Origin of the sequence: Micromonospora sp. NPDC006431 (genome assembly GCF_042870725.1) — a bacterium.
GTDB lineage: Bacteria > Actinomycetota > Actinomycetes > Mycobacteriales > Micromonosporaceae > Micromonospora.
On the sequence record NZ_JBIAHQ010000035.1, the window covers coordinates 1 to 26,343 of the forward strand.

Below are 26,343 nucleotides of genomic sequence, written 5' to 3' on the forward strand. Positions count from 1 at the left end.
CACAGTCGGCCCGTCCGTCCCTGAACACTGCAGAATGACCCACAGGGGTACGGAACGGTGGCAACGCCACGAGGTGGGATGCACTCTTCTCGGCACGCCGGGACGCCGACAGCGCCAGCACGGCGTTACAGGCTGTCGCGACCGGCGACGCGGGGCGCGCACGGACGGCGGCAAATCAGCGCGTTGCCCAGGCTGTTGTGGGCCGTCGATCAGCCGTTGGGGCGTGACTCGATCGCCTGCAACGACCACCTGTTGCCGTCAGGATCGCCGAAGTAGACGAAGTTGCCCCATGGCTGCACCTCGACCTCGCTGACATCGACGCCGGCGTCGAGCAGTTGCCGGCGCGCCGCCTCGGCGTCGGCGACCACAACCTGGATTTCCTGCGTGCCGGGAGTCTTGTCGGTGATGCCCTCGCCAATCACGATGGAGCAGGCAGAGCCGGGTGGTGTCAGCTGCACGAACCGCAGGCCCTCGTGCACCCTGTGATCGTGGTCGGCGTTGAAGCCCACCTTCTGGTAGAACGCCTTGGCCCGGTCGACATCGGTCACCGGAACGGGGATGAGTTCAATCTTCCAGTCCATCGTCCCACCGTAGGACGTGGGTACGCCTTCGGGCTCACCGCACCATCCGCGGCAGAAGAGTATGGGTGGGCTTCTACCCACTAGCAGCCCTGCAAGGTCACGCCGGGTCGGTCTGGGCAGGCAGCGAATCGTAGTAGGGCTTCATCGCCGGGTAATAGTCGTCGAAACTCGGCGTGGGCAAGCCGTCCCGCGCCGCCACCAGCATGTCCAGGTAGTACTCCCAGCCGGGACCCATCTCGCCGATCTCGTCGGTGGTGTCGAGGTGGTGCACGAGCCGGAACTCGGTCTGACCATCGGTGTGCGACAGCAGTAGCTCGATCCGCCAGTTGCCGGACTCGTCGGTCGTCGACAGGGCCAGTCGCCGTGGTGGGTCGCATGCGTCGATCCGCACGTCGAACCACGGTGCCCGATCCTCGTAGGCCATCTGCATTTTGATCATGTGACCGGGGGCGGCATCGCCTTGCCACGCTCCGAACCACCGGGCGGTGCGGGGGGATTCGGTCACGCTGGCCCACACGTCCTCAATGGGTGCCCGGAACGTGCGGCTGAGGATGAGATCGTGGCCGTCAGCGATCGGGAAGAGCCGGCCGGTGGGTGGATTGATCATGCCGTTTTCTCCTGTCGTTGATCCGTCGTGTCGCGCTGGCGGCGCTCGCGACGGGTGCGATAGACCTCGGTCTCCAGCGCGTCGAGACGACGCTCCCAGCTGGCGGCCCGGGCGAACTGGTCGAGCCACTCGATCAAGCCGGCGAACCGCGACGCGTCCAGCTCGTAGAAGCGTTGACGGCCGACGAGCGTGTCGCGGACCAGGCCGCTTTCCCGGAGCACCCGCAGGTGCCGGCTGACGGCAGGCCGGCTGATTATGAACCGGTCGGCGATCTCCCCCGCGGGGAGCCGCTGCTCGCGCAGCATCACCAGGATGTCTCGCCGCACCGGGTCGGCGATCGCCGCCGCCACCTCGTCCATCAGACAAGCGTAACCACCATGTTACGCGTCCGCCAAGGCCAAGGTCGCCGGGGTCACCCGCCGGAGATGGTCAATGGTGCACTCATCTCGGCAGATCCGGATACCGGAGCGGTTCGCTCCGATCGCCGATCAGCGCACAGCCACCGGGCAGCCGGCGCATCGCAAAGGGATAGGACAAGCGACAAGGGCCACCCATCGTCAGCGTACGGCCTCATGCACTCGTAGCACTTGTCATCGTGGTTCGGCCTCCAGTGGCTGTTGCCCACCAAACCTTTCGTCTGGCTACTGCCCGAAGGTGTAGCGCAGGTTCGCGTTGATCAGATCGTTGAGCCGCTTGCGCAGATGTCCGAGGAGCGACGGGTCGGGTAGGGGCTCGGCGACCAGCAGCGTCCAGCGCAGCTGCGTGCCTTCTCCGCCGTCGGACTCCAGGTCGAAGCGCACCTGGGCATCCGGCCGCTTCGGCCACAGGGATGACCAGAGGACCAGGTGTGGGTGCTCGGCACGCAGGACCTGCGGCGATTGTTCGTCGTCCAGAAGCTGCAGCCAGGGACGCGCCGGGTCGCGGTCGGGCTCCGTGAGCGCCTCGAACACGATGGCCGGTGGGGGCGGTTGAGTGCGCGTCCGGCTGCCGGCTTCGAGCATGCCCTCAGACTAAAGCCCGCCGGGCTGATCCAACCCGTCGTTACCGCCGGCCAGACCGGTACTGGCCGGTCCGCCCAATCGAGGGCATGAGCTGGCATTCTCGGTGTCCATGGGAAATGTCGCTCGCCCCGATACCGACGATGCCTTGACACGGCAGCAGGAGTCGGAGCTCGTGCGGGCGATGCTGACTTATCAGGTGGGGATCGATCCGGACCGGGTGGGGCCGGTTCTGGATCTCGCTGCAGTCGGTGTGGTCAACAACGCGTGGCGCAACAGCCCGGTCGAGGACTGGCATGCCGGGGACGGGCCACTCAGCGACGGCGACATGCTCCGCACCAATTCGCACACCTGTCGGCGGGTACGACAGATCATCCGGCGCTGGCGCGGCGAGGTGGGCCTGGCGGCAAATGCCGGCTCTGGGCAGTTTGACGACGTCAGCGTGGACGATTGGGACTGGCTGGCCGTAGGGATCTGGCGCTGGTTGGTCAGCCCGCAGCGCCTGCTGCCGGGTGGCTCGCGGCTCGTCGAGATCGCCGGCGACGACCTCGCGGACTTCAGCGACCACGTCGCCGGCGTGTTGGGCGGGTGGGCAGCCGCAGCCGAGGAACGGGGTGGCCGCCACGCCGCCTGGCGCGCCGCGGCACACGGTGGGCTGGCCTGCCGCCATTGGTGGGCACGCCGACCTGGCCCAACCTGGTCGACGACTTCGTCACCGTCCTTGACAAGCCGTCGCATCGGCACTGGGGGCCCGACGGCCAGCGGCGTCAACGACTGCGGCCAGAACCTGCGCAGGTGGCGGACCGCGGCGTTTTGCGCAAAACGCTTCTGCGCGAGCCGTGGGCCCTCCAGCCGCTGGCAGCCCACTGGGTTGTTGCGGCGGGCATCGGCTACCTGCGGCCGGGTATCCCGCCCGCTGCCCTCCCGGTCCTACCGAACGGAGCGACGGAGCGCACGAACTCCAGGAACCGCGCCGCGGCCGGGGCGAGTACGCGGTCGGTCCGCCAGGTAAGCCCGACGACGCGTTCCGCGCCGTCGGCGACGAGAGGCACGCCAACGCTCCTCGAGGCACCGGCGAACTCCTCCGGCACGAGGGCCACCCCCAGACCCGATCCGACCAGTCCCTCGATCGTGGCCAGATCCCCGCTCTCGAACGCCACGCGCGGCGTCGCCCCCGCGGCCGCGAACAGCTCGTCCACCAGGGACCGGAACCCGAACCCACTGGGTACGGTCACGAAATCCTCCTCCGCGATCTCATCGAGCCGCACGCGAGCGCGCTCGGCCAGCCGGTGGCCTGCGGGGACGACGAGCACCAACTGCTGCCGCTGCAGCGGCAGCCAGCCGTGCGGGCCGTCGGGGCGCGGTGAGATCAGCGCCAGCTCGGAGACGCCGGAGGCGAGGTCGCGCAGGATCTCGTGGCCGGGCTCCTGACGGAGCGCGACGCGTACGCGGGGCGCCTGCTGGCGGAAGTCGTGCAGGAGGCGCGGCACGAGGGACGTGGCCATCGAGTCGAGGAACGCCAGCCGGACGGTCCCCGACTCGGGGTCAAGCAGGCCCGCCAGGTCGCGCAGCAGCTGGTCGTACCGGTCCGTGATGTCCTTCGCCGCGGCGAGGACGACCTCGCCGTACGGGTTGGGGCGCACTCCCCGCGCGTCCCGCTCGAACAGCCGGCTGCCAAGCTCCTCCTCGACCCGGGCGAGCAACCGGGACAGGGTGGGCTGACTCATGTGCAGCGCGGCAGCGGCGTCGGTGACCCGCTCGTGGTCCGCGAGGGCAAGCAGCCTGCGGAGATCCTCGACCTGCATGGGCGCAACTATACGCCTCACGTATTGATGTTAGGCAGGGCATGCATTTGACGCATGCGGTGCGTCGTCGGACGCTCGAAGGATGACCCCGATCCGCAAGGCCGCCACCCGCCCGCTCTCGCCGCCCCGCGCGGCCCCGACCCAGTCGTCGACGGGCTACCAGGTCGGCGAGTCGGGTTACCGCCGAATCGCGGTGGCGCTCTTCGCGGCCGGAGTGGCGACGTTCGCCCTCCTGCACAGCACGCAGGCGCTACTACCCGAGCTCGCGCACGCCTTCTCCATCTCCGCGACGCAGAGCACCCTCTCCCTCTCCCTGACCACCGTCGGCCTCGGCGTCACGCTGCTGGTGGCCGGCCCGGTCTCGGAGGTGCTGGGGCGGACCAGGCTCATCCACCTCTCCCTCACCCTCTCCGCCGTCGTCGGGCTGGCCTGCGCGCTGGCTCCGACCTGGCACGTGCTGCTCGGCCTGCGCCTGCTACAGGGCGTCACCCTGGCCGGGCTGCCGGCGGTCGCCACTGCCTACCTGCGCGAGGAACTCCACGCCGACACGCACGCCCGGGCGGCCGGCCTCTACATCGGGGGCACGGCCCTGGGCGGTATGACCGGTCGCCTGATCGCCGCCGCAGTCGCCGACGCCGCCGGTTGGCGGTGGGCACTGGCCGCGATCGCCGCAGTGGGACTGCTCAGCGCGGCCGTCGCCCTGCTCACCCTGCCCCCGTCGCGGAACTTCGTGGCGGCGCCCGCCCGCATCGACCACCTGACGGACATGGCGCGAGGGGCAGTGGCCGATCGCGGACTGCTCGCGCTCTACGTCATCGGCGCCTGCTCGATGGGCGCGTTCGTCGCCGTGTACAACGCGATGGATTTCCGGCTCACCTCCGCACCGTTCGACCTGAACGCCGGCATCGCGAGCCTGGTGTTCCTGGTCTACCCACTCGGCACCGTCAGCTCGACCCTCGCAGGACGACTGGCCGAACGGTTCTCCCACCGCGCCGTCGTGCCGGTCGGCTGCCTGGTCACCGTCGCCGGGGTGCTGCTCACGCTGCCCGGTTCGCTACCCGTCGTCGTGCTCGGCCTCGCGATCATGACAGTCGGTTTCTTCGCCGTGCATGGGGTGACCAGCGGCTGGGTACCCACGCGCGCCCACGCCCGCGGCGTGGCCTCCGGGCAGGCCGCCTCGCTGTACCTGTTCGCCTACTACCTCGGCTCGTCCATCTTCGGCAGCCTGGCCGGCCGCGCCTGGGCGCTCGGCGCCTGGCCCGCGGTCACGATGCTGGCGCTGACGCTCGTCATCGTCAGCGGGCTGTGCGCTGCGTACGGGGTCCGGTCTCGCCGGCGCAGCACCTCGGTGTAACGGCCAGAGCCGCCTTCGACGCGGCGAAGGACTCCTACCACCCGAGTACCGGCGGATCGCCGCGGCGTTCGACACGAGGGTTGCACGGTGAGCCGGGCCAGGCGTGTCACATTCGTCGTGTCCGAGGGTTCACTTCTGTGAGCGTTGGCGATGGGACGGTGTGACCGATGGATGAGCATGAGTGGCTGGCCGCGCGCTTCGAGCAGCACCGACCTCGGCTGCGGGCGGTGGCCTATCGAATGCTCGGCTCGCTGGCTGACGCGGACGACGCTGTTCAGGATGCCTGGCTGCGGCTGGGCCGGTCCGACGCGGAGCAGATCGACAACCTCGGCGGATGGTTGACCACTGTCGTCGCTCGGGAGTGCCTACATGTGTTGCGCTCCCGCCGACGCCGCCGGGAGGATCCGTTCGCCGCGCACCTGCCCGACCTGGTTGTCATCCCGGACGGGGACCTCGGCCCCGAGCAGGAGGCGTTGCTGGCCGCCTCGGTGAGCTTGGCCCTGCTCGTCGTGCTCGACCAGCTCACTCCTGCTGAACGGTTGGCGTTCGTGCTGCACGACATGTTCGAACTGCCCTTCGAGGAGGTCGCCGGCATCGTGGGCCGCACCCCGGCCGCCGCGCGGCAACTCGCCAGCCGGGCACGACGCCGGGTGAACGGTGCCGAGATCCCATCGCCCGACCCGGATCTAGCGCGCCAGCGGCAGGTCGTCCGTGCCTTCTACGCGGCTGCGTGGAACGGCGACTTCGACGCCCTCGTCCAGGTCCTCGACCCCGATGTCGTCCTGCGCACCGACTTCGGCACCACCCGGCCGCCAACCGTCGTCCGCGGCGCGCAAGCCGTGGCCAAGCAGGCCCGCGCCCCACGTGGTGGCCAACTGCGCCCCGCCCTGGTCAACGGCGCCATCGGAACGTTGATCGCCCGCGACGGGCGGCCGTTCTCTGTCATGGCCTTCACCGTCGCGGGCGACAAGATCGTCAGGATCGACGTTGTCCGCGACCCCGACCGCGTCCACCGCCTCGCGTCCGCATTCCTCCACCGGACGGAGTGAACAGGGCGGTGAATGCCGAGCGGGATGGGAGCGAGCCCTATTTCGACGGGCTGGGGTCTGATGCCGCGTGATCGGGCGGCGCGCTATCAGGCCAGGGAGTCGAGATATTTCTGGGTTTCCGACTTCTTGAAGTACTGTGCCCAGCCCGCCGGCTGCGCATTGAACCCAGGTTCGCGGGCGGTGTGGTCGGCACCGTGCTCGACCAGCAGGCGCGCGATCGACAGCTCGCCAGCCGCCGCCGCATAGTGCAAGGCGGTGGCGCCGTCGGCCGTGACACCGTTGACGTCGAAGCCATGCTCGATCAGCAGCCGGACCGTTGGCCAGTTGCGAGCCTCGGCCATCCGCGTAACCAGGTCTACGTGCCGATCGCGCAGCCCGGGATCGGCGGCCAGCATCGACCGCATCGTCGCTTCGTCGGCGGCCTCGGCGGCTTCTTTGAACTGCATTGCGTCCTCCTCGCGTGGTTGCACTCGTACCTATGAGCCCTGACGACGAGCCGATGTGACAGGGCGAGGTGCTCGAACGACTGCTGCCTGACGAGAAGCGCCCGGCCCGGCGAACCAACCGAACCACGGCGGCGCTTCCTGGCGACTGGAAGCCGCCGGCACCGGGGCCAGCGACGCTCGGGTCTACGTCTACGGCCCCAACTCCACCGACTGGCGCAACGTGATTACCCGCTACAACTGCAAATCGGTCAACGGTGACACGTACTGCACAAGCGGTGCCCGCACCGGGGAGCTGTGCGGCTGGACCGCGCAGGAGGTCAGCTACGACATCAAATACGTCAGCGGCGAGGTCGCCCGCAACGTCACCCGTGGCACCAAGAGCGGCACGTGCACCAACAGCGGGACTCCGGCGACGCCGTCTACTATACGGACAGCAACGGGCAGGCACGCCAAGGGCGTCCACAGTGGAGGCAGTGGTTCGTGCACCGAGTTTCTTTGCCGAGATCACCGACGCGGTGAACGCGCTACCGGGCGACATCGCCACCCGCTGTCCTGGCCGCGCGGCGCGGCCCGCCGTGCGCGGTGGACCTGGCCCCGTACCCCGTACCCCGATCGCTGTCTGAGAACCGAGGACGCCGACCATGAAGAACCGTCTGGCTCGTATCCTGGTGACGCTCACCGCACTGGCGCTCGCAGCGGCGGGGACCGTGGTGGCCAACCCCGCGCCGGCCGCGGCCGCCGCCACCTTCCCGCGCATCGACGTCAGCGGCTTCCGGCTGGTGGCCGGTGACACGTTCGCCACCTACGGCAGCCGCATCACCGCGCTGGAGCGCGACCCTCGCCTGGCGCCGGCCGGGCTGGCGGCCGTGCTCGACGGCGCTAACCGGCAGGGGCGCGGACTGTGCCACCCGACCAACCTCGCGGCGTCGCTGTCCCCCGCCGGGTTCTGCTGGGACACCGGCGAGGACGACACCGCCAACGTCTGGATCCCGCAGGGAGTCACCGGGTCCGGCGACGCCCAATCGGCGGGCACCGTGCTAAACGGGCGGCGGGTCGTCGCCGCCACGTGGCACTACACCGACGACTCGTTCATCCGCGTGTCGTTCCTGGACCTGGCCACCCTGCGGTACCGGCACGTGCTGCTCGTCGAGCCGACCGCGACCGGGACGTTCCAGGCGATCAGCGGGCACGGGCACGGCCTGTACTGGTACGGCAACAAGCTCGTCGTCGCCACCGGCGGCGCGGTGCTGCGCGTGTTCGACCTCGCCCACATCTGGCGCACCGACACCTCCAGCGCCGAGGTGGGTCTGGGCGCCGACGGCAACTTCCACGCCCGCTACCACGCCTTCGCACTGCCGCAGGTCGGCGCATTCTGGTACGAAGGCGGCGGCTGCGCGAACGCGACCGGGACCCGGCCGTGCTTCGCCAGCCTCGCACTCGACCGCACCGACGGCTCCTTCGTCGCGGTCGAGCACACCACCCGCGGCGGCGGGCGGATCGTACGCTGGCCGATCGACCCGGAGACCGGCCTGCCCCGTCGCGACGCCGACGGCTACGTGCGTGCCGTCGAGGCGTTCGGGTCGCCGGTATGGGGCATGCAGGGTGCGGTGTCGCACGGTGGACAGTTCGTCATCGCCGGCGTCTGCCCGGAGTACGCCGACAACATCGGCGACGGTGTCGACTACCCGAGCTGCCTGCACCGGGGCGTCGGCGGGCAGTCGACCACCGTCTGGACCAAGGCGCCGAAGAACACCGAGAACCTGTCGTACTGGCCCGCCACCGGCGAGCTGTGGCTGATCAACGAGCAGCTGCGGGAGCGGGTGACGGCACACGTACCCTGGCCGAGCTGAATCGAGGACGCCGGCGACCGGACCTCGTCCCCGGTGGCGCGGCGGCGGCTCGGTTACTCCCCCACTCGGCCGGGGCGTCGCACCAGTGGATCGACGTGGGCGGCCACCCCACCTCCCGCCCGGCCCCCTACAGCTGCCGGCAGCTTGCCGCTCGAATATCAGAAGCGAGAGGTGGCCCGGTGCTCGCAGATCGCTGCGGATCTGTGCCAGCCGCGTCGTTGGACTTGTCCCCGACCTCGGCGTTAGTCTGCGTCGACGCCTTCACGTAGGTGCCGGACTTTCTACGCGACGGCGGCCGGCTCGATCTGCCCGACGACCTGGCAGTACTCGCGGTGAGGGCCCTCGACCGAATCATGGCCGCGGACTCCGAATGGCGCGACCTGCGGCAGGACGCCGCCGCCGGGGACGTCGACCCGGCCTTCGACACCGTCTACGGCCTGCGCAGGGTCCTCATGGCGTAGCGGGCAGCTGGTGCGGCGACGGTGCGCCGAGGATGGCCGACAGTCCGGCTCGATCCCGGGCAGCCGAACGCGCCCCCAGGGTTGCTGGTGCCGATATGATCCCGTGACGCCCGCCTATCAGGAGGCACCGTGCGGCCCCCCTCACCACACGACCGGCGGAGGCGCCACCGGCGAAGGCTCGCGTACGTCTCCCGGGCACCCTTCGACAACGGGCGTCCATCGGCGACCGCATGGTCGCCTTCAGCGGATTCATCGGCATCGGTCCGGGCGGGCAGCCGATGCTGACCCGGATCATCCTCTCCTGCTACGCGGCGGACGGCCGGCCAGTCAAGGCCGGTCTCACCGGTGGCGCACCAACCGGCGTCCCCGCCGGCCACTGGGTCGAGGTCACCGACCGGTACAGCCGGCGGACCGGCCCAGTCAACGGCGCCCCGGTCCCCTACCCGGCAGGGATTGCGCCTCCCGGCAACAGTGCGGATAGTCATGTACCCACTGGCGTTTTCTCGGCCAACGCAAGGAAGACCGGATGTCTGAAACCACCACGTACACCGTCACGAGGGCTGCCTGCGGCCGCTGGGTGCAGACGGTCACCGCGGTAGACGCGGCAGGCTACGAGCCGGCCGGCGCCGATGGCTGAGCCCTCGGCTACGGAGGCGACGTCTCGCCCGGCGTCCCCGTCGGCCCGTGAGGGCGCGTCGGTCCGCCTGCTCGCCATCGCGGGTGGGCTCGCGGTCGCGCTCGTTGCCGGCTTTGCGCTCGGCGAGGTGGTCCGCGACTCGGCGCGCCCGACAGGTTCGGCTCCGACGGGCGGGCCGACCGGCACCAGCATGCACACTTCGGGTGACGCCGGGCACCAGCACGCGGGCGGTGCGGCGGCGGTTGCCGGTGCCGAGGTGGGTGGGCTGGCCGTCAGCGCGGGCGGCTACACCCTCGTACCCGAGACGACCTCCCTGACGGCGGGCGCGCGGAGCACCTGGCGGTTCCGCGTCGCCGGCCCCGACCGCAAGCCGGTGACGAACTTCGCGATCGTGCACGACAAGCCGATGCACCTGATCGTCGCGCGTCGGGACTTCTCCAGCTACCAGCACCTGCACCCGACGATGGCGCCGGACGGCACCTGGAGCGTCGACCTGGTGCTGCCGCAGGCCGGCGCCTGGCGGGCGTACGCCGACTTCGCGGCCGTCGGCTCGGCTGCGGCGCAGGTCCCGCTGACCCTCGGCGTGGACCTCACCGTGCCCGGCGACTACCGGCCGCGCCCACTACCCGAGGCCACGCGCGAATCCACTGTCGACGGACTCACCGTGACCTATGAGGGTACGCCCCGACTCGGCGAGATCCAGGCGCTGGTGTTCCGAGTGTCCCGGGAGGGTTCGCCGGTGGTCGACCTGCAGCGCTATCTCGGCGCGTACGGGCACCTTGTCGTGCTACGTGAGGGCGACCTTGGGTACGTGCATGTCCACCCGGAGGCGCGGCTCCTCGGCGGCGCGGTCAAGTTCTGGCTCACGGCGACGAGTCCCGGCCGGTACCGGATGTTCTTCGACTTCCAGGTGGGCGGCAGGGTGCATACCGCCGAGTTCACGCTGGTGGTGCGGTAGAGCCCACCGGGCACCGCCCCCGCTCGTGAGGAAGGCCGGACAGGGGATGGTTTCGCTCCATCATGCCGATTACCATGCTGCCGATCAGGCCATTGGTTGATTTACCTGATCGGATGTGATCGCATGCGGCAACCCCGCAGAGGCGTGATTCTGCTCTCCGTCGTCCTCGCCGCCACGGCTCTGACGGTTGGGCCGGCCGGCGCGGACAACACGAAGACCTTCGACGACGGCGGTGTCGTCGTCGAAAGTCACCAGCACGGTGGCGAGGGAGGGCATCTCGACCACGGCAGCAAGGACGTCACCCTCGTCGGCAAGGCACGGGTGAACAACGCGCGGGCGGGTGTCGTTTCCGACGTCGGCGTGCTCGGCGACTACGCGTACCTCGGCGCGTTCAACAGCGATCCATGCGAGGGCGGCGTCTACGTCATGGACATCTCCGACCTCAGCAAGCCCCGCCAGGTCGGCTTCATCGCCGCGTCACCGGGCTCGTTCGTCGGCGAAGGAATCCATCCGATCAGCTTCAGCACCCCCGCATTCAGCGGCGACGTGCTGGCGTACAGCAACGAGCTGTGCACCAACGCCACGGCACCGCCGGCGGTGGGTGGAGCGACCCTCGTCGACGTTTCCGACCCCCTGCACCCCGTGGTCCTCGCCAACGGCTTCGGGGCGGTCGAGCCGGGGGTGACGTCGCGGGCGCGCACGGTTCACAGCACGTTCATGTGGCAGACCGGGGCCGGACCGGACCGCAAGGCCTACATCGTGCTCCCGGACAGCCGTACGCCGATGCTGCCAATCTTTGACATCACCGACCCGCGGCACCCGGTCCAGGTGATCGACATCGACGTGGCCGCGATGTTCCCCCAGATCCTGCAGCCGGGTGTCGACCTGGACACGGTCTTCTTCCACGACGTGGTGGTTCGCAAGCACGGCAGCCGGCAGATCATGCTGCTGTCCATGTGGGACGCCGGCTACGTGGCGCTCGACGTGACCGACCCGGCTCATCCGACCTACGTCGCCGACACCGACTTCACCTTCCCCGACCCCCAGTTGTTGGAAACCAACGGGGTGACCCTAGGCCCCGAGGGCAACGGGCACTACGCCGAGTTCGTGCACAACGGCCAGTACGTGCTGACCACCGACGAGGACTTCGGGTCGACCCGGGTCCGTGTCGCGACGAACGACGGAGGCGACTTCCGGGCGGTGCAGGCCGGCAGCGCGCAACTGCCGACCGGCGACGAACTCTCCGGCACCGCCATCTTCGTCGGCCTTGGTTGCAACGCAAACCCGCCGGCGCCCGCACCGGCAACCGGCGGTCCCTACATCGCCCTCGTCGAGCGAGGCGGATGCGGCTTCACCGAGATGGCGACCAACGTGGAGTCGCGCGGGTACGCCGGGACCGTTGTCTTCAACCGGACGGGTTCGCCGGGCGGCTGCGGCTCGTTGGTGAGCCCGTCGGTCGTGGCCAGCAAGCCGTTCTTCTTCGTGAACCGGCAGGCCGGCCTGTCCATCATGGACGCAGACGCCGGCTACGACGAGGCGGCCTGCCAGAAGAGCTCGGCCAGGGCCGCGGTGCCGGTCGGCACCGTCGGGGACGCCGTCACCCTGGCTGCCACCTTCGACGGATGGGGCTACGTGCACCTGTTCCGCAACGGGACCGGGAAGCTACAGGAGTTGGACACCTACGCCGTACGGGAAGGCATGGACCCGGCCTACGCCGGCGGGTTCGGCAACCTGACCGTGCACGAGGTGGCCGTGTCGAAGCAGAACCCGCACCTGGTGTACGCGTCGTACTACGACGCAGGGCTGCGGGTCCTCAGCATCAAGAACGACCGGATCACCGAGGTCGGCCACTTCGTCGACGAGGCCGGCAACGACCTCTGGGGCGTGCAGATCCTCCAGCGCGCCGGTGGCGAGTACGTGCTCGCCAGCGATCGCGACTTCGGGCTGTACGTGTTCAAGTACACCGGCAAGAACTAGGTAAGCACTCCCCCGCGGCGCCGTCACCCATCAGGTGACGGCGCCGCCGCATTCCCGGCACCTGTCCCGCATGGTCGACCAACTCGTTTGCCCGAGCGGCGAGTTGCTCTGACGCGTCCCAGACCGCCCGCCCCTGGTGTTGCGGAGTGGCCAGCGCGCGACCGGCCGCACCTCCGCGCGATGCGGGTCCTCGGCGGACCGTCAAGTAGCGGAAGCGGTCGCTCCCCCCACCACCCGGTCAATCCGGACCGCCGAAAGGCTCCAGCAACGCCATTCAGTGATGACCATCGCTGGCCGGGACTGCCAGAATGACCGACGTGTCATTGCGCGGTCACTCTGCGGCCACAGCCGATGCCACGGGAGAGGACCGGGCGAACCGCTTCATGGTGGTCCTGCTGGCACTGCACCGGATCACCTGCCTGGCGCCGGCCCTCGTCACCTGCGCCTATGGCGCGTACCGGAGCACGTGGGCCAACCTCGGGCTGCTCTTGGCGGTAGCGGCCTGGAACCTCGCGCTGTTCCGGGTCGCCCGACAGCGCGGCTGGTTCCCCGCGGCGCTGGTCCACCTCGACGTCCTGCTCGCCGGGCTGGTGCTGATGATGGTCACCGCGAACCTGACGACCGACGTCACCGTACCGAACTGGGGCAACCTGGTGGTGCAGGCGAGCGGGTCGCTGGTCGGGGCGGCGCTGACCCGGCCGTGGTCGGTGGCGGCCGGCGTGCTCGCGCTGGTCCTCGCCCAGTCGGCCGTGATCATCGGGTACAGCCCGGGAACGGGCATGCCCGCACCGGCGCTCGTCCACGCGATCAATGGCCTGGTCTGCTTCACCCTGGTCGCCGGCTTCGCCGTGCGCTATCTGCGCCGGATCGGGCGCAATCTCGACCGCATCAACGCCCATCGGTTGGCCGCCGAGGCCGACGCCGCCGCCGACCATGCCCGCTACGTCACCCGGCTCGCCCACCACCGGGCGCTGCACGACACGGTCCTCACCACCTTGACGTTGATCGCCCGCGGGGTGGCGGATCCGGGGCGGCCGGAGGTGCGCCGACGCTGCGCCCGCGACGCCGAGGTGATCCGCGGGTTGCTCGGCGACGGGTGCGACCCCGCGTTCGGCACGGTCGGCGAGGCGCTGCGGGAGGTGGTCGGCGAGGTGTCCCTGCTGGGACTGCGGGTCCGGTATCAGGGGACGACGGTCCCGCCGGACGTACCGCCGCAGGTGGTGGAGGCCCTCCGCGCTGCGGCGCAGGAGGCGCTGAACAACGTCGTGAAGCACGCCGGGGTTGATCAGGCCTGGCTCACCGTGACCGGGGAGGGCCGGGTGCTGCGCGTCACGATCGTCGATCGTGGACGCGGCTTCGACCCGGCGGCGGTACCGTCCGGGTTCGGTTTCCGGCACTCCCTCGTCGACCGCATGACCGAGGTGGGTGGCCGGGCCCGCGTTTCCAGCGAGCCGGGCGCCGGGACATGCGTGGAGCTGACGTGGGCCAGGTGATCCGGGTGGCGGCGGTCGACGACGACCGGATGCTCCTGGAGGGTCTGGGCGCCTGGCTGTCGAGCGTGGCCGATCTGCGGCTGGTGCGGGCGGCGGCCACCGTGGAGCGGCTGCTGCGCGAGCTGACGGAGCCGGTCGACGTGGTGCTGCTGGACCTGGTGCTGCGCGACGGCAGCGACGCGGCCGACAACGTCCGGCGGCTGGCGGCACCGGGGCGCCGGGTGCTGGTACTCAGCGTCTGGGCGCGCCCCGACCAGGTGGTGGCGACCTTCGCCGCCGGCTGCAGCGGCTACATGACCAAGGACCACGACCTGCAAGCGCTGACCGCCGCGATCCGTGAGGTGGCGGACGGCCGACCCGTCTTCTCCTCCGAGCTGGCGTTCGCCTGCCTGGGTGACACCCGTCCGGCGCGGCCCCGGCTGTCCCCCCGGGAGCGCGGCGTGTTGCTCGCGTACGCCTCGGGGATGACCCTCACGGCCACGGCGCGGCACCTGGGCATCAAACCGGAGACGGCCCGCACCTATCTGGACCGGGTCAAGGCCAAGTACCACGACCTCGGCCGGCCCAGCCGGACCAAGCTCGACCTCGCCGAGCGGGTCCGCGAGGACCGGCTGCAGGCCGGCTGACCCGTCACCGCACCATCCGAACGGGAGCGTGGGCGCGCTCCCCCGGGTCGCCGTCGTCCCCCACCCGGGGGACAGCACGCCGGCCTGACGTCCTCCGAACATCCGGCATGACGGCATCGACACACTTCGTTAGCTTGAGATCGCGCAGCGTCGCCGTCGCGGCACCCGTCCGACGGACGGCCGGTCACGGCCGGCGCTGCCACTCCCCCGCCGGTCGTTCGAGGAAAGGCCACTGCATGCCCCACCTGATCGGTATCGACGAGGCGGAACAGCTCAGCACCAGACAGGTGCACCAGCTGTACCGCGACCATGTCAGTCGAAGCCAGGTCTCGCTGATGACAACCTTCGGATTCGGACGGGAGCTGGTGGACCGCGCCGAGGGCGTCTGGATCCACCTCCGGGACGGCCGTCGAGTGCTGGACTTCTCCGGCGGCGTGGGCGTGCTCAACCACGGGCACAACCACCCGCGGATTCTGGCCGCCCGACGGCGGTACGCCGAGGCCCACCGGATGGAGGTGCACAAGGCGTTCTTCTCCCCCTACGTGGCGGCGCTGAGCCACAACGTGGCTGCGCTGCTCCCCGCAGATCTGTCCGTCTCGTACTTCCCGAACTCCGGGGCCGAGGCGAACGAAGGGGCGGTGAAGATGGCGTACAAGTACCACGGCGGGCGACGCAACACGGTGCTGCGCGCGGACATCAGCTTCCACGGCAAGACCCTCGGCGCGGGCAGCCTCACCGGCTCCTCCGAGAACGCGTTCCGCTTCCCCGGCCTGCCCGGCATCGTCGTGTACCCGTACGGCGACCTCGCCGCCGTACGGGCGGCCGTCGACGCCGCGCGCGCCCCGGACGGCGGCTGCGACGTGTACGCCATCCTCGTCGAGCCGTTCAGCGCCTCCACGATGCGTCGGTGGACCGGGGACGACCTGCTGGCCCTGCAGCGGCTCTGCCGCGAACGGGACATCGTGCTGATCTTCGACGAGGTCTACACCGGCTGGGGCAAGACCGGAAGCCTCTTCTACTTCATGCGGCACGAGGGGCTGGTGCCGGACATCCTCACCTACTCCAAGTCGCTCGGCGGCGGCAAGGCGTCCATCGCCGGTTACACGGCCCGCGAGCCGGTCTTCCGCCGCGCGTACGACCGGCTGTCCGACGTCATCCTGCACAGCACCACCTACTACGGCTTCGGGGAAGAAACCACCACCGCCCTGGAGGCCATCGCGGTCGTGGTCGACGACGACTACCCGGCCCGGGCCCGCGCCCTGGAGGCGGTGCTGCAGCCCGGCCTCGACCGGCTGGCCAAGGCGTACCCCGACGTGATCGCCCAGGTCAGCGGCACCGGCGCGCTCTGGGGTGTGTTCCTCGGCGGCGGGCCCGGCCTGCTCGACCTGGCCGGCAAGCTGATGCCCGGCTTCACCCACGACCCGCAGTTCCGCACCAAGCTCATCACCCTGTCGGTGATCGCCCACCTGTTCCGCGAACACAGGATCATGACCTACTACAGCCCCAACGCGGACAACCCGCTCATGGTCGCCCCGAGCCTGGTGGCCACCCCCGACGACGTCGAGTACTTCCTGAGCGCCCTGGACGCCACGCTCTCCCGGGGCCTGCCGCGGCTGCTGGCCGCCTTCGTCCGGGAGCGGGTGACGTCCCGGTGGTGACCAGCGACCACATCGTGGTGACCGGCGCCTGCGGGATGCTCGGCTCGCACCTGGTCCGCCGGTTGCTCGCCGAGGGACACCGGGTGCACGGCGTCGACCTGCTGCCCGCCGCGCACACCCATCCACGGCTGGCCCACAGTCAGGGCGACGTCCGCGACGCCGCGCTGCTGGCCCGGGTGCTCGCCGACGCATCCGCCGTGGTGCACTGCGCCGCCGCGCTGCCCAGCTATCCGGCCGAGATGATCCAGTCGATCATCGTGGACGGCACCCATGCGGTCCTCGGCGCGGCCCGCCGGGTACAGGTGCCGCGGGTGGTGCACATCTCCTCCACCGCCGTGTACGGCCTGCCCCGGCTCGTGCCCACCCCAGAGGACCATCCGCGCGAGCCGGTCGACGCGTACACCCGGGCGAAGGTCGAGGCAGAGCTGCTGGTGGAGCGGTTCCGCGGGGACGGGCTCTGCGTCCCGGTGCTGCGTCCCAAGACCTTCCTCGGGCCGGGCCGGATGGGCCTGTTCGCCATGCTTTTCGAGTGGGCCGAGGAGGGCCGCAACTTCCCGGTGCTCGGCCGCGGCGACGTGCGGGTGCAGATGTTCGCCGTCGAGGACCTGGTCGACGCGGTGCTGACCGTGCTCGCCGCCCCCGACGACGTCGCCGCGGACACCTACAACCTCGGCGCCGCCGAGTTCGGCACCCTCCGCGAGGACTTCCAGGCGGTGCTCGACGCGGCCGGGCACGGCCGGCGGGTGGTCGGCCTGCCTGCCGCGCCGGCGCTCGCGGCGCTGCGCACCCTCGAGCGCAGCGGACTCTCCCCGGTGTACGGACGGCTGCTGCACAAGCTGCGCGCCGACTCCTACGTCAGCATCGACAAGGCTCGCGAGCGGCTGGGCTTCAAGCCCCGGTTCTCCAACCGGGACGCGATCCTCGGCACCTACCGCTGGTGGCGGGCAAACCGGAGCGCCGCCACGGCGACCGGGGGCGGTAGGACCAGTCGGGAACCCTGGCGGCAAGGGGCCCTGTCCCTCGCCAAGATTTTCTTTTAGGGGGAGGACCCATGCCCCTCCTCGACTCCGCCCGAACCGCCGTTCCGGCCGTGGCGCCGCTGCCCACCCGCCGCGCCCGTCTGGTGGTGGACCTGGTCCGTCTGGTCCGTCCCGCGCACTGGGTCAAGAGCCTGCTGGTCGTCGCGCTGCCGCTGCTGGACCCGCGCTCCTGGCACTCGGCGGAACTGGCCCGGCTGGGCTGGTCCGTTGTGGCCTTCGTGCTCGCCGCGTCGGCGGTGTACGTCGGCAACGACGTGACCGACCGACACCGGGACCGTCACCACCCCGTGAAACGGGACCGGCCGGTGGCGTCCGGCCGGGTGCCAGTGCCGCTGGCGTACGTCTGGTGCCTGGTGCTGCTCCTCGGCCTCGCCCTGCTGCTGACCGCCGGCCTGGTCGGGCCGATCTGGCCGGTGCTGGCCTACCTGGCGCTCAACGTCTGGTACAGCCGGGGTCTGAAGCACGTTCCCCTGGTCGAGGCCGGTTTGGTCGCGGTCGGGTTCGTGCTCCGCGCGGTGCAGGGCTACCTGGCTGTCGGCGCTGCCGTGTCCGCCTGGCTGCTGATCACGGTCTTCGCCGGCTGCCTGCTGCTGATCGTCGGCAAGCGCCGGCAGGAACTGCTGGACAGCGGGGTGGCCCACCGGCCGGCGCTGCGCGGCTGGTCGGTGGAGCTGGCCGGCCATCTGCTGCAGCTCACCGGCGTCCTGGCGGTCACCGCCGGCCTGGTCTGGGTGGGCACGGAGGCGCCGTTCGACCCGCACGGGGAGGCCGCGATGCTGCTGTCCACCCCGTTCGTTCTCTACCTGGTGTCCCGCTACCTGCAACTGGCCCTGGTCCGGCGGGCGGCCGGCGATCCGGTCCGGCTGCTGCTGCACGACCGCGCGGTGGTCGCCGCCGCCGTGCTCTGGGTCGCCTCGCTCGGCGTGCTCTACGCCGCCACGCGGTTCCCCGCGATCGCCGCCGCCCTGTCCTGACGCCGCACCGGCGCCCTCTGCCAAGGAGAGCAATGACCGCGCACACCCCGACGGTGTCCGTCGTCGTACCGAACTACAACCACGCGGACTCGCTGCCGCTGACCCTGCCGGCGCTGCTGGCCCAGACCTATCCCACCACCGAGATCGTCTTCGTGGACGACCAGAGCACCGACGACTCGGTGGCCGTGGCACTGGCACTCGGCGTGCGGGTGGTCTCCACCCCTCGCAACGGCGGTCCGGCGTTGGCCCGCAACGTCGGCGCCGCGCGTGCTCGCGGCGAGATCCTGCTCTTCGTCGACTCCGACGTGGAGTTGCCGCCGGACACGGTGGCCCGCGCAGTGCGGCTGCTGGGCGCGGACCCGGCGGCCGGCGCGATCTGCGGCATCCTCGACGAGGTCCCGCTGGTCCGCGACAGCCTCGTGCAGGAGTGCCGGTGCCTGCAGGCGTACTGGTGGCGGATCAGCTCGCTGGGCGACGTCAGTTTCCTGTTCACCGCGATCTGCGCCATGCCGGCCCGGGTGTTCGCCGAGATCGGCCCGTTCCACGAGGGGCTGCGGCAGACCGAGGAAGTCGAGTACGGCGAACGGCTGGCCGAGCGGTATCCGATCCGGCTCACCGACGCCATCCACGGCCGGCACCGGGACGACGACCGGCTCTGGCCGATGCTGCGCAAGGTGTTCCACCGCAGCCGGCTGCGGATGCCGCTGTACGCCCACCGCCGCCGCGCCGCGCAGGGTTTCGAGACCGCGGCCAGGATGTGGGCGGCCATCAGCGCGCTGCTCGGCACCCTGGCCCTGCTTCTGCCGCTGCTGGCCGGACCACCGGGGGCGGTGCCGTCCCTGGCGGCGGGCCTGGCGTTCCTGGCCTGTGACGCCGGCATGTACCGGTTCGTCGCGCGGCGGCGCCGGCTGGTCCTACTGGCCGCCTTCGTCGGAGTGCAGTGGCTGATCAACCTGGCGATCGCCGCCGGGGCGGCCGCCGGGGCGGCGCAGTGGCTCTGCTCCCGTTCCTTCCGTCGCCTCTACGAGGGCGGCCCGCGCCCCGCCGAGCGGGTGCCGGCATGAGCGTGCTCGCCCGCCCCGCCGCCCCGGCATCGGCCGGAGCGCCGCGCCGCCGGTGGTGCCGGGCCACCCGGCTGCTGTGCGCGGTGGCGCTCGGCTGGTTGCTCTTCACCGGCCTGCACCGGGCGCTGACCGGACGCTGGTGGTTCTGGCTGCTGCCGGACCTGGTGCCGCCGGTCGCGTACCTGCTGGTGCCGGTGGCGCTGGCGTCGGCGGTACCGGCGGCGCGGATGCTGCGCCGGCCGCTGCCCACCCGGCCGGCGGCGGCCGTGCTGGGCGCGGCCGCCGCGGCGCTGGCGCTCGGCCTGCCCGACGCCGGGCTCAATCGGTACGCGTGGGCGTCCCATCCCACCCCGCCGCCGGGGGCAGTCACCGTGTTGGCCTGGAACACCGGCTACTGGGACCAGCACGACGACCCGGAGGCGTTCCTGCGGTTCCTCGTCGCCCAGCGGGCCGACGTCTATCTGTTGCAGGAGCATCTCTACTGGGACGACGCCGCCGGGCTGGCCGGGGCCCGACCCGCCCCCGACCCGCAGCGGCTGCGCCGCGCGTTTCCCGGATACACCCTGGTCGCCCGGGGTGAGCTGCTCACCCTGTCCCGGTACCCGGTGGTGGCCGCGCCAGCGATCGGCCCGGACGCGGACGTCGCGACGGACCCGGACGCCGACTTCGGGCGGGTCTTCACCGCCGCCAAGGTGCTGCGCACCGACCTGCGGGTGGGTGCCCGGGTGCTGTCGGCGTACAACGTGCACCTTCCGGTGCAGGTGAACCTGGCACCGGGGCGCTTCCTGGCGTACGTGCGGGAACGGGATGCGGCCCGGCGCGCGCAGCTGGCCGGGCTGCGCGCGGACCTCGCCGCCAACCGGAACCCGGTGCTGGTCGCCGGTGACTTCAACACCACTCCGGCGATGGGCGACCTGCGGTGGCTGCGCGGCCGGCTGCGTGACGCCGTGGACGCCGGGTCCGACCTGTACCCGGCGAGTTGGCCGGCCGATGGGCTGCCCGCGGCCTGGCGGCTGGACTGGACCCTCACCTCCGGCGCCGTACGGATACACCGGTACGCCCTGGGCGATCCGCACGGGCTCTCCGACCACCGCACCCAGACCGCCCTGATCTCGCTGCCGGAGGCGCCATGAACCCCGCACCGACCGTCTCGGTCGTCATCCCGGTGTACAACGCGACCAAGACGCTACGGCGCTGCCTGGACTCGGTGGCCGCGCAGACCCATCCGCCCCTGGAGGTGCTGGTCGTCGACGACGGCAGCACCGACGGCTCACGGGCGGTGGCCGCGGCGGCCGGCGTCCGGGTGCTGGTCCAACCGGTCAACGGCGGGGTGTCCGCCGCCCGCAACGCCGGCGTGGCGGCCAGCACCGGCGAGGTGGTCTTCTTCGTCGACTCCGACGTCGCGCTGGCGGCCGACGCGGTCGCCAACGCCCTGGCCGTGCTGGCCACCGATCCGGGCTGCGGCTGCGTCTACGGCGTCTACGCCCCGCAACCGCTGATCGACGACGGGCCGGTCGAGCGGTACCGGGTGCTTCACCTGCACGCCGCGCTGACCCGGGCGGTCGGGCCGGTGGACACCGCCGTGTTCGCGCTCGCCGCCGTGCCGCGTACGGTGCTGCGCGACCTCGGCCCGTTCGACGAGAACCTGCGCAGCGCCGAGGACGACGAGTACAGCGAGCGGCTGCTGACCCGCTACCGGATCCGGCTCACCGACACAGTCGTCGGCTGGCACGACGAGGCGGACCGGTTGCTGCCCCTGCTGGCTGAGCAGTACCGCCGGGCCCAACTGTTGCGCTGGTCGTTGCGCAACCGGTACCGCCGCCGGGGCCTGGCGCTGAATCCCACCCTCGGCGTGCTCGCCGCCGGGCTGACCGTGCTCACCCTGCCGGCGGCGCTACTCGCGCCGTACGGGGCGGCGGCACCGCTGCTCTGCCTCGCCGTCTTCGCCGCCGCCGACCCGCCGCTGGTGGCGCTGCTGCAGCGGGCCGGCGGCTGGGCGTTCCTCGCCCGGGCCCTCGGCACCCATCTGCTGGTCAACGTCGCCCTGATCACGGGCGCGGCGGTCGGGTTGGTCCGGGCCGCCGTGGACCCGTCGTTCGGGCCGTCGTCGCGTCCCGCCGCCCGTCCCCTCGACTCGAAAGGTTGGTGAGGTGGTGATCGTCTCCGCCCCACTCGTCTCGGTGATCGTGCCCAACTACAACTACGCCCGCACGCTGCGCCTCTGCCTGGAAGGGCTGGGCCGGCAGACCCACCGGCCGCTGGAGGTGATCGTGGTCGACGACGGCAGCACCGACGACTCGGTGGCCGTCGCGCACTCCTTCCCCGGTGTGCGGCTGCTGCGTACGCCGGTCAACAGCGGCCCCTCGGTGGCGCGGAACCTCGGCGCGGAGGCCGCCGCCGGGGAGGTCCTCATGTTCGTCGACTCGGACGTCGCGCTGGCTCCGGACGCGGTCGCCACCGCGGTGGCGATCCTGCGCGACGAACCCGGCGTCGGCGCGGTCTGCGGCAACTACGACACGGTCCCGCTGATCGACGGCACCTTCACCAAGGACTACCGCAACCTGTACCGGCACTGGTACTTCCGCGCCGCCGAGGGAAGCATCACCGGCTTCCTGTCGACGGCGATCCTGGCCGTGCCGGCCCGGATCTGGGCCGAGGTCGGCCCGTTCAACCCGCGGCTGACCCAGAGCGAGGGCGCCGACGTCAGCGAGCGGCTCACCGACCGGTACGAGGTCCGGATGACCAGCCGGGTGATCGGCCGACACGACGACGACGCGACGCTGCGGATCGCGCTGGGCAAGGTGTTCACCCGCACCCGGGTGCACATCCCGTTCTTCCTGCACCGGCGCCGGGTGGTGGGGGTGGTCACCTCCGCCGAGTCCGGCACCGGGCTGGCCTCGTGGCTGGCCGCCGCCACCGCGCCGCTGCCGCTGCTGGCCGGCCCGGCGTGGACCGCAGTGCCGGTGCTGCTGCTGATGCTCTGGCTGTTCAGCGACGCCCGGATGTACCGCTACGTGCGCCAGGTCCGCGGCCCGCGCTACACGGTCGCCTTCGCCGGCCTGCACCTGGTCGTGAGCCTGACCATCGGGGTGGGGGTGGCGGTGGGACTGCTCCAGTGGCTGCTCTCGCGCCGCTTCCGCCGCCTCTACGAGGAGCCGGCGGTGGCCGCGTGACCGCCGTGCAGGCGCCGGTCGGCGTGGCCCCGGTGGCGAGGCGCCAGGATCCGGCCGGCCGGCGGGACGGGGTGGGCGCCAGGCGGACGGTGGCCGGGCTGGCGGGGGCGTGGCTGGCGTTCGTGGTGGCGCACCGGCTGCTCAGCGGCCGGTGGTGGCTGTGGCTGGCGCCGGAGCTGATCCCGCCGTTGGCGTTCGTCGCCGTACCGGGCCTGCTGCTCGTGCTGGCCGTGGTCGCCGGGCGGTTCCGCGCCCGGGTGGCGCTGCTCGCGGTGGCCGGGCTGCTGCTCGGTGGGGACCTGGCGGGACTGAACCCGGCCGTGCTGCGCACCGCGCCACCCGCGCCGCCGGACGCGCTGCACCTGGTCTCCTGGAACACGACCGTGTGGAACGCCACCGACGACGCCGACGTCTTCTACGGCTCGCTCACCGCGCGCCACGCCGACATCTACCTGCTCCAGGAGTACAAGCCGGACGACGACCCGGCGCGACGCGACGCGGACCTGGCCCGGCTGGGCCGGGAGTTCTCGGGCTACCAGGTGGTGCTGCGGGGCGAACTGGTGACCGTCACCCGGTTCCCGGTCGTCGCGGTGGTCGCGCTGCCAGCTGATCCACCGGCCGGCTCGGACTGGCGCACCGACTACTGGGAGGTGAAGTCGCTCCGTACCGACCTGCTCGTGCGGGGGCGCATCGTGTCGGTCTACAACACCCACCTGCTGGTGCCGCTGGACCTGAGCAGCCCGCTGCGCGAGCTGTTCTATCAGCGCCGGCACGAGTTCTTCCAGCGGCGGGAGGCGCAGTACCGGGCGCTCGCCGCCGACCTGGACCGCAACCCGAACCCGGTGCTGGTCGCCGGTGACCTGAACACCAGCCCGGCGATGGCCGACCTACGGCGGCTCACCGACCGGCTCAACGACGCCGGCCGGGCCAGCGGGTCGGCGTACCCGACGTCGTGGATGATCGGCGGGCGGCGCTGGTGGCGGCTGGACTGGACGTTCGTCTCTGCCGACTGGACGGTACACCGGTACCGGCTGCGGGACGCCCGCGGCATGTCCGACCACCGGGTGCAGGACGTCGTGCTCTCGCTGGGCGGTGCCCGGTGAGCCGGGCGCGGGTGGCCGCGGCGCTGCGTCTGGCCGGGTACGCCGCCGTGCTGGTCTTCCTCGGCTGGCAGGTGTGGCGGGTGCGGCACGGGATGGCCGACAGCCTGCGGGCCGTCGGCTGGGCCGCCGCCCTGGCCGCCGGGGTCCTCGCGGCGGTCGGTGGGGTGCCCGGCTTCGTCGGCTGGCGGGTGCTGCTCGCCGGGCTGGGCGCCCGGCTGTCGCTGCGCGACGCCACCCGGGTCTACTTCCTCGCCGGGCTGACCCGCTACCTGCCCGGCGGCGTGTGGCCGACGGTGGCGCACGCCGCCATGGCGCGGCCGCTGCGCCAGCCACCGGCCCGACTCGCCGCGGCGTTCCTGGCCAGCCAGGGCCTCGCCGCGGTCTCCGGTGTGCTGGTCGGCGTCCTGGCCCTGCCCTGGCTGCTCGCGCGGAGCCCGTGGTGGTGGTTGCTGCTGCCGGCCTGCGCGGCCGCCGCGGCGCCGGTGCTGGCCCCGGATCTCCTGGCCCGGCTGCTGGGCGCCGCCGCGCGGCTGCTGCGCCGGGGCGACGCCGGGCCGCTGCTGCCCGGGCGGCGGGCGCTGCTCGGCGCGACCGGGCTGATGGTGCTCGGTTGGCTGATCAGCGGGCTGCACGTCACCGTGCTCGCCGTCGCCCTCGGCGCCGATCCGGGCCCGGCGCTGCCGCTGGGCGTGGGCGGCTTCGCCCTCTCCGTGGTCGCGGGCCTGTGCGCCGTGGTGCTGCCGACCGGGCTGGGCGTACGCGAGGTCGCGCTCGCGCTCACGGTGGCCACCCTGGTCGGCGGACCCGACCTGGTGACGCTGGTCGCGTTGAGCCGAGTGCTGCTGACCGTGGGCGACATCGGCTCGACCGCTGTCGTGCTCGCCCTGCTCGCGGCCACCGGCCGCCGCTCGGCCGGCCCCGCCAGCCCACCGGATCCCACCACGGCCCCACTGCCCCACCCGACCGCCGACCGTCTCGAAGGAGCGCCCTCATGACCGCCACCTCCCGGCCCACCGACCGGCTGCCGGCTCCGCCCCGGGTCACCGGCGGCGGGCTGCGCAGCGCGACCCGCCGGCTGCGCAGCGCGTTGAGCACCGCCTCCGGGGTGGAGGTGCTCTCCGCCCTGCCATTCCTGGCCGGTCCCCTGGCCCGGCTGGAGCGCCGACCGCTGCTGCACGGGCTGGTGCTGTCCGCGTTCGGGCTGCGCCGGCCGATCTTCGTGGACTTCCCGGTCCGTTCGGAGCCGCGCTTCGGCTACGGCCGCCCCGACCACCCCGGCCTCACCGAACTGCTCGATCGGCGGCGGGAGGCGTACGCCGCCCGGCTGCGGCGCTTCCTCGACCACGGTGACCATCTCGCCGCCGTCCCGCTGCGCGGCGATCTCGACTTCGGGGCTCCATACTGGGTCAACGGCTGGCTGCCGCCGCTGGACGCCCTGGCCCTCTACGGCTTCCTGGTCGAGCGCGACCCGAAGCGGTACGTGGAGATCGGCTCGGGCAACTCGACCAAGTTCGCCCGCCGTGCGGTACGCGACCACGGCCTGCGAACTCGGATCACCTCGATCGACCCCGCGCCCCGGGCGAGCGTCGACGTGCTCTGCGACGAGGTGGTCCGGGCCCCGCTCGAACAGGCCGACCTCAGCCTGTTCGACGCGCTCGAAGCGGGCGACGTGCTGTTCTTCGACGGCTCCCACCGCAGCTTCATGGGCTCGGACGTTACGGTCTTCTTCTTCGAGGTGCTGCCCCGGTTGCGTCCCGGCGTGCTGGTACAGGTGCACGACATCATGCTCCCCCGCGACTACCCGCCGCAGTGGCGGCACCGGCACTACAACGAGCAGTATCTGCTGGCTGCGTTCCTGCTGGCCGCACCGGAACGCTGGCAGGTCGAGCTGCCCAACGCGTTCGTGGCCGGCGACCCGGAGCTGCGCGAGGTGGCGGCCCCACTGTGGCGCCGGATCGGGCTGACCGAGCAGTTCCTTCCCGCCTCGTTCTGGCTGCGCGTCGGCGCGGACTGAGCCATCCTGCGGGAGCGCCCTGGCGGCCGCGCGGTGCGGACAGGTCGGCGCCGACCGCGCCGACCCTCCGTACGGGTCACCGTGCCAGTGTGGCCGGCACGGCGCCCATTGCTGCCAGCCACCGAACCCGCAGACCGGAGAGGGATGGCTGAGGGATTGCGGTGCTGCCGGTCGGCACCGGGGTGCCGCCGAGCGAGGCCGTGTTCGTGCCCGCCGCCGGCGCCTCCAACGAGGACGACGGCTACGTGCTCACCGTCGTCAGCGACCTCAACCGCGACGCGTCCAGCGTCCCTGATCAGCTGCCCGCGCTGACGTTGACCGGCTGGGGGGAACCTACCGGTTCACACTGACCGCTGTCCGTGGCGCATTCAATGCGCTAGCCCCAGGCATCTACTCAACGACAGGAAAGCCGTCCGACCGAGCAGCGCCCGGGCTGCAGACTGTGACGGCGATTGGAGTAGATCGCACCCGGCCA

Annotated in this window: 25 protein-coding genes; 19 read left to right on the forward strand and 6 right to left on the reverse strand. The window is 71.7% G+C overall.

Annotated elements, in window-relative coordinates:
* Window positions 1-209 precede the first annotated feature (209 nt).
* The 5 genes from ACFYM6_RS33085 to ACFYM6_RS33105 form a co-directional block, all read right to left on the reverse strand.
* Window positions 210-581 (reverse strand): VOC family protein, encoded by a 372-nt coding sequence (locus ACFYM6_RS33085; protein ID WP_387281398.1) that lies wholly within the window; start codon window positions 579-581, stop codon window positions 210-212.
* Window positions 582-678: 97 nt separating this feature from the next.
* Window positions 679-1,188: an SRPBCC family protein gene (locus ACFYM6_RS33090; protein ID WP_387281399.1), complete on the reverse strand. Its 510-nt coding sequence runs from the start codon at window positions 1,186-1,188 to the stop codon at window positions 679-681.
* Window positions 1,185-1,547, reverse strand: a complete 363-nt coding sequence (locus tag ACFYM6_RS33095; protein WP_387281400.1) for a metalloregulator ArsR/SmtB family transcription factor — start codon at window positions 1,545-1,547, stop codon at window positions 1,185-1,187. The genes ACFYM6_RS33090 and ACFYM6_RS33095 overlap by 4 nt, the downstream gene beginning before the upstream one ends.
* 282 nt (window positions 1,548-1,829) lie before the next feature.
* A complete protein-coding gene (locus tag ACFYM6_RS33100) occupies window positions 1,830-2,189 on the reverse strand; it encodes a hypothetical protein (protein WP_387281401.1) in 360 nt (119 codons plus the stop codon).
* Window positions 2,190-3,076: 887 nt separating this feature from the next.
* The gene (locus ACFYM6_RS33105) at window positions 3,077-3,991 is read right to left on the reverse strand and encodes a LysR family transcriptional regulator (protein WP_387281402.1); all 915 of its coding nucleotides are present in this window, start codon (window positions 3,989-3,991) and stop codon (window positions 3,077-3,079) included.
* Between the two features lie 82 nt (window positions 3,992-4,073).
* On the opposite strand from ACFYM6_RS33105, the gene ACFYM6_RS33110 reads away from it, so the two are divergent.
* Both ACFYM6_RS33110 and ACFYM6_RS33115 read left to right on the forward strand, forming a co-directional pair.
* Window positions 4,074-5,345: an MFS transporter gene (locus ACFYM6_RS33110; RefSeq protein ID WP_387281403.1), complete on the forward strand. Its 1,272-nt coding sequence runs from the start codon at window positions 4,074-4,076 to the stop codon at window positions 5,343-5,345.
* Window positions 5,346-5,512: 167 nt separating this feature from the next.
* Entirely contained in the window at window positions 5,513-6,394 is an 882-nt protein-coding gene (locus tag ACFYM6_RS33115; RefSeq protein WP_387281404.1) for a sigma-70 family RNA polymerase sigma factor, read from the forward strand.
* 86 nt (window positions 6,395-6,480) lie between these two features.
* Here ACFYM6_RS33115 and ACFYM6_RS33120 read toward each other — a convergent pair whose 3' ends face one another.
* Window positions 6,481-6,840: an ankyrin repeat domain-containing protein gene (locus ACFYM6_RS33120; RefSeq protein ID WP_387281405.1), complete on the reverse strand. Its 360-nt coding sequence runs from the start codon at window positions 6,838-6,840 to the stop codon at window positions 6,481-6,483.
* 641 nt (window positions 6,841-7,481) lie between these two features.
* On the opposite strand from ACFYM6_RS33120, the gene ACFYM6_RS33125 reads away from it, so the two are divergent.
* The 17 genes from ACFYM6_RS33125 to ACFYM6_RS33205 all read left to right on the forward strand — a co-directional run bounded on the left by ACFYM6_RS33125 (window position 7,482) and on the right by ACFYM6_RS33205 (window position 26,218).
* Window positions 7,482-8,690 (forward strand): hypothetical protein, encoded by a 1,209-nt coding sequence (locus ACFYM6_RS33125; RefSeq protein ID WP_387281406.1) that lies wholly within the window; start codon window positions 7,482-7,484, stop codon window positions 8,688-8,690.
* Between the two features lie 269 nt (window positions 8,691-8,959).
* Window positions 8,960-9,151, forward strand: a complete 192-nt coding sequence (locus ACFYM6_RS33130) for a hypothetical protein (protein ID WP_387281407.1) — start codon at window positions 8,960-8,962, stop codon at window positions 9,149-9,151.
* A gap of 629 nt (window positions 9,152-9,780) precedes the next feature.
* A complete protein-coding gene (locus tag ACFYM6_RS33135; RefSeq protein WP_387281408.1) occupies window positions 9,781-10,746 on the forward strand; it encodes a hypothetical protein in 966 nt (321 codons plus the stop codon).
* 144 nt (window positions 10,747-10,890) lie between these two features.
* Window positions 10,891-12,723: a PA domain-containing protein gene (locus ACFYM6_RS33140; RefSeq protein ID WP_387281409.1), complete on the forward strand. Its 1,833-nt coding sequence runs from the start codon at window positions 10,891-10,893 to the stop codon at window positions 12,721-12,723.
* 383 nt (window positions 12,724-13,106) lie between these two features.
* Window positions 13,107-14,216, forward strand: a complete 1,110-nt coding sequence (locus tag ACFYM6_RS33145; RefSeq protein WP_387281410.1) for a sensor histidine kinase — start codon at window positions 13,107-13,109, stop codon at window positions 14,214-14,216.
* Window positions 14,204-14,842 (forward strand): response regulator, encoded by a 639-nt coding sequence (locus ACFYM6_RS33150; protein WP_387281411.1) that lies wholly within the window; start codon window positions 14,204-14,206, stop codon window positions 14,840-14,842. The genes ACFYM6_RS33145 and ACFYM6_RS33150 overlap by 13 nt, the downstream gene beginning before the upstream one ends.
* A gap of 335 nt (window positions 14,843-15,177) precedes the next feature.
* The gene (locus tag ACFYM6_RS33155; protein ID WP_387281440.1) at window positions 15,178-16,500 is read left to right on the forward strand and encodes an aspartate aminotransferase family protein; all 1,323 of its coding nucleotides are present in this window, start codon (window positions 15,178-15,180) and stop codon (window positions 16,498-16,500) included.
* Window positions 16,497-17,540, forward strand: coding sequence for an NAD-dependent epimerase/dehydratase family protein (locus ACFYM6_RS33160; protein ID WP_387281412.1), 1,044 nt, complete (start codon window positions 16,497-16,499; stop codon window positions 17,538-17,540). The genes ACFYM6_RS33155 and ACFYM6_RS33160 overlap by 4 nt, the downstream gene beginning before the upstream one ends.
* Before the next feature lie 11 nt (window positions 17,541-17,551).
* Window positions 17,552-18,514, forward strand: coding sequence for a UbiA prenyltransferase family protein (locus ACFYM6_RS33165; protein WP_387281413.1), 963 nt, complete (start codon window positions 17,552-17,554; stop codon window positions 18,512-18,514).
* 32 nt (window positions 18,515-18,546) lie between these two features.
* Window positions 18,547-19,578 (forward strand): glycosyltransferase family 2 protein, encoded by a 1,032-nt coding sequence (locus ACFYM6_RS33170; protein ID WP_387281414.1) that lies wholly within the window; start codon window positions 18,547-18,549, stop codon window positions 19,576-19,578.
* Complete coding sequence (locus ACFYM6_RS33175) at window positions 19,575-20,711, forward strand: endonuclease/exonuclease/phosphatase family protein (RefSeq protein ID WP_387281415.1); 1,137 nt, start codon at window positions 19,575-19,577, stop codon at window positions 20,709-20,711. Before ACFYM6_RS33170 ends, ACFYM6_RS33175 begins: the two co-directional genes overlap by 4 nt.
* Window positions 20,708-21,727, forward strand: a complete 1,020-nt coding sequence (locus ACFYM6_RS33180; RefSeq protein WP_387281416.1) for a glycosyltransferase family 2 protein — start codon at window positions 20,708-20,710, stop codon at window positions 21,725-21,727. The genes ACFYM6_RS33175 and ACFYM6_RS33180 overlap by 4 nt, the downstream gene beginning before the upstream one ends.
* Window position 21,728: 1 nt before the next feature.
* Entirely contained in the window at window positions 21,729-22,751 is a 1,023-nt protein-coding gene (locus ACFYM6_RS33185; protein WP_387281417.1) for a glycosyltransferase family 2 protein, read from the forward strand.
* Window positions 22,748-23,854: an endonuclease/exonuclease/phosphatase family protein gene (locus ACFYM6_RS33190; RefSeq protein ID WP_387281418.1), complete on the forward strand. Its 1,107-nt coding sequence runs from the start codon at window positions 22,748-22,750 to the stop codon at window positions 23,852-23,854. Before ACFYM6_RS33185 ends, ACFYM6_RS33190 begins: the two co-directional genes overlap by 4 nt.
* Complete coding sequence (locus tag ACFYM6_RS33195) at window positions 23,851-24,849, forward strand: hypothetical protein (RefSeq protein WP_387281419.1); 999 nt, start codon at window positions 23,851-23,853, stop codon at window positions 24,847-24,849. Before ACFYM6_RS33190 ends, ACFYM6_RS33195 begins: the two co-directional genes overlap by 4 nt.
* Complete coding sequence (locus tag ACFYM6_RS33200; protein ID WP_387281420.1) at window positions 24,846-25,868, forward strand: class I SAM-dependent methyltransferase; 1,023 nt, start codon at window positions 24,846-24,848, stop codon at window positions 25,866-25,868. The genes ACFYM6_RS33195 and ACFYM6_RS33200 overlap by 4 nt, the downstream gene beginning before the upstream one ends.
* Before the next feature lie 161 nt (window positions 25,869-26,029).
* A complete protein-coding gene (locus ACFYM6_RS33205) occupies window positions 26,030-26,218 on the forward strand; it encodes a carotenoid oxygenase family protein (RefSeq protein ID WP_387281421.1) in 189 nt (62 codons plus the stop codon).
* Window positions 26,219-26,343: the final 125 nt, after the last annotated feature.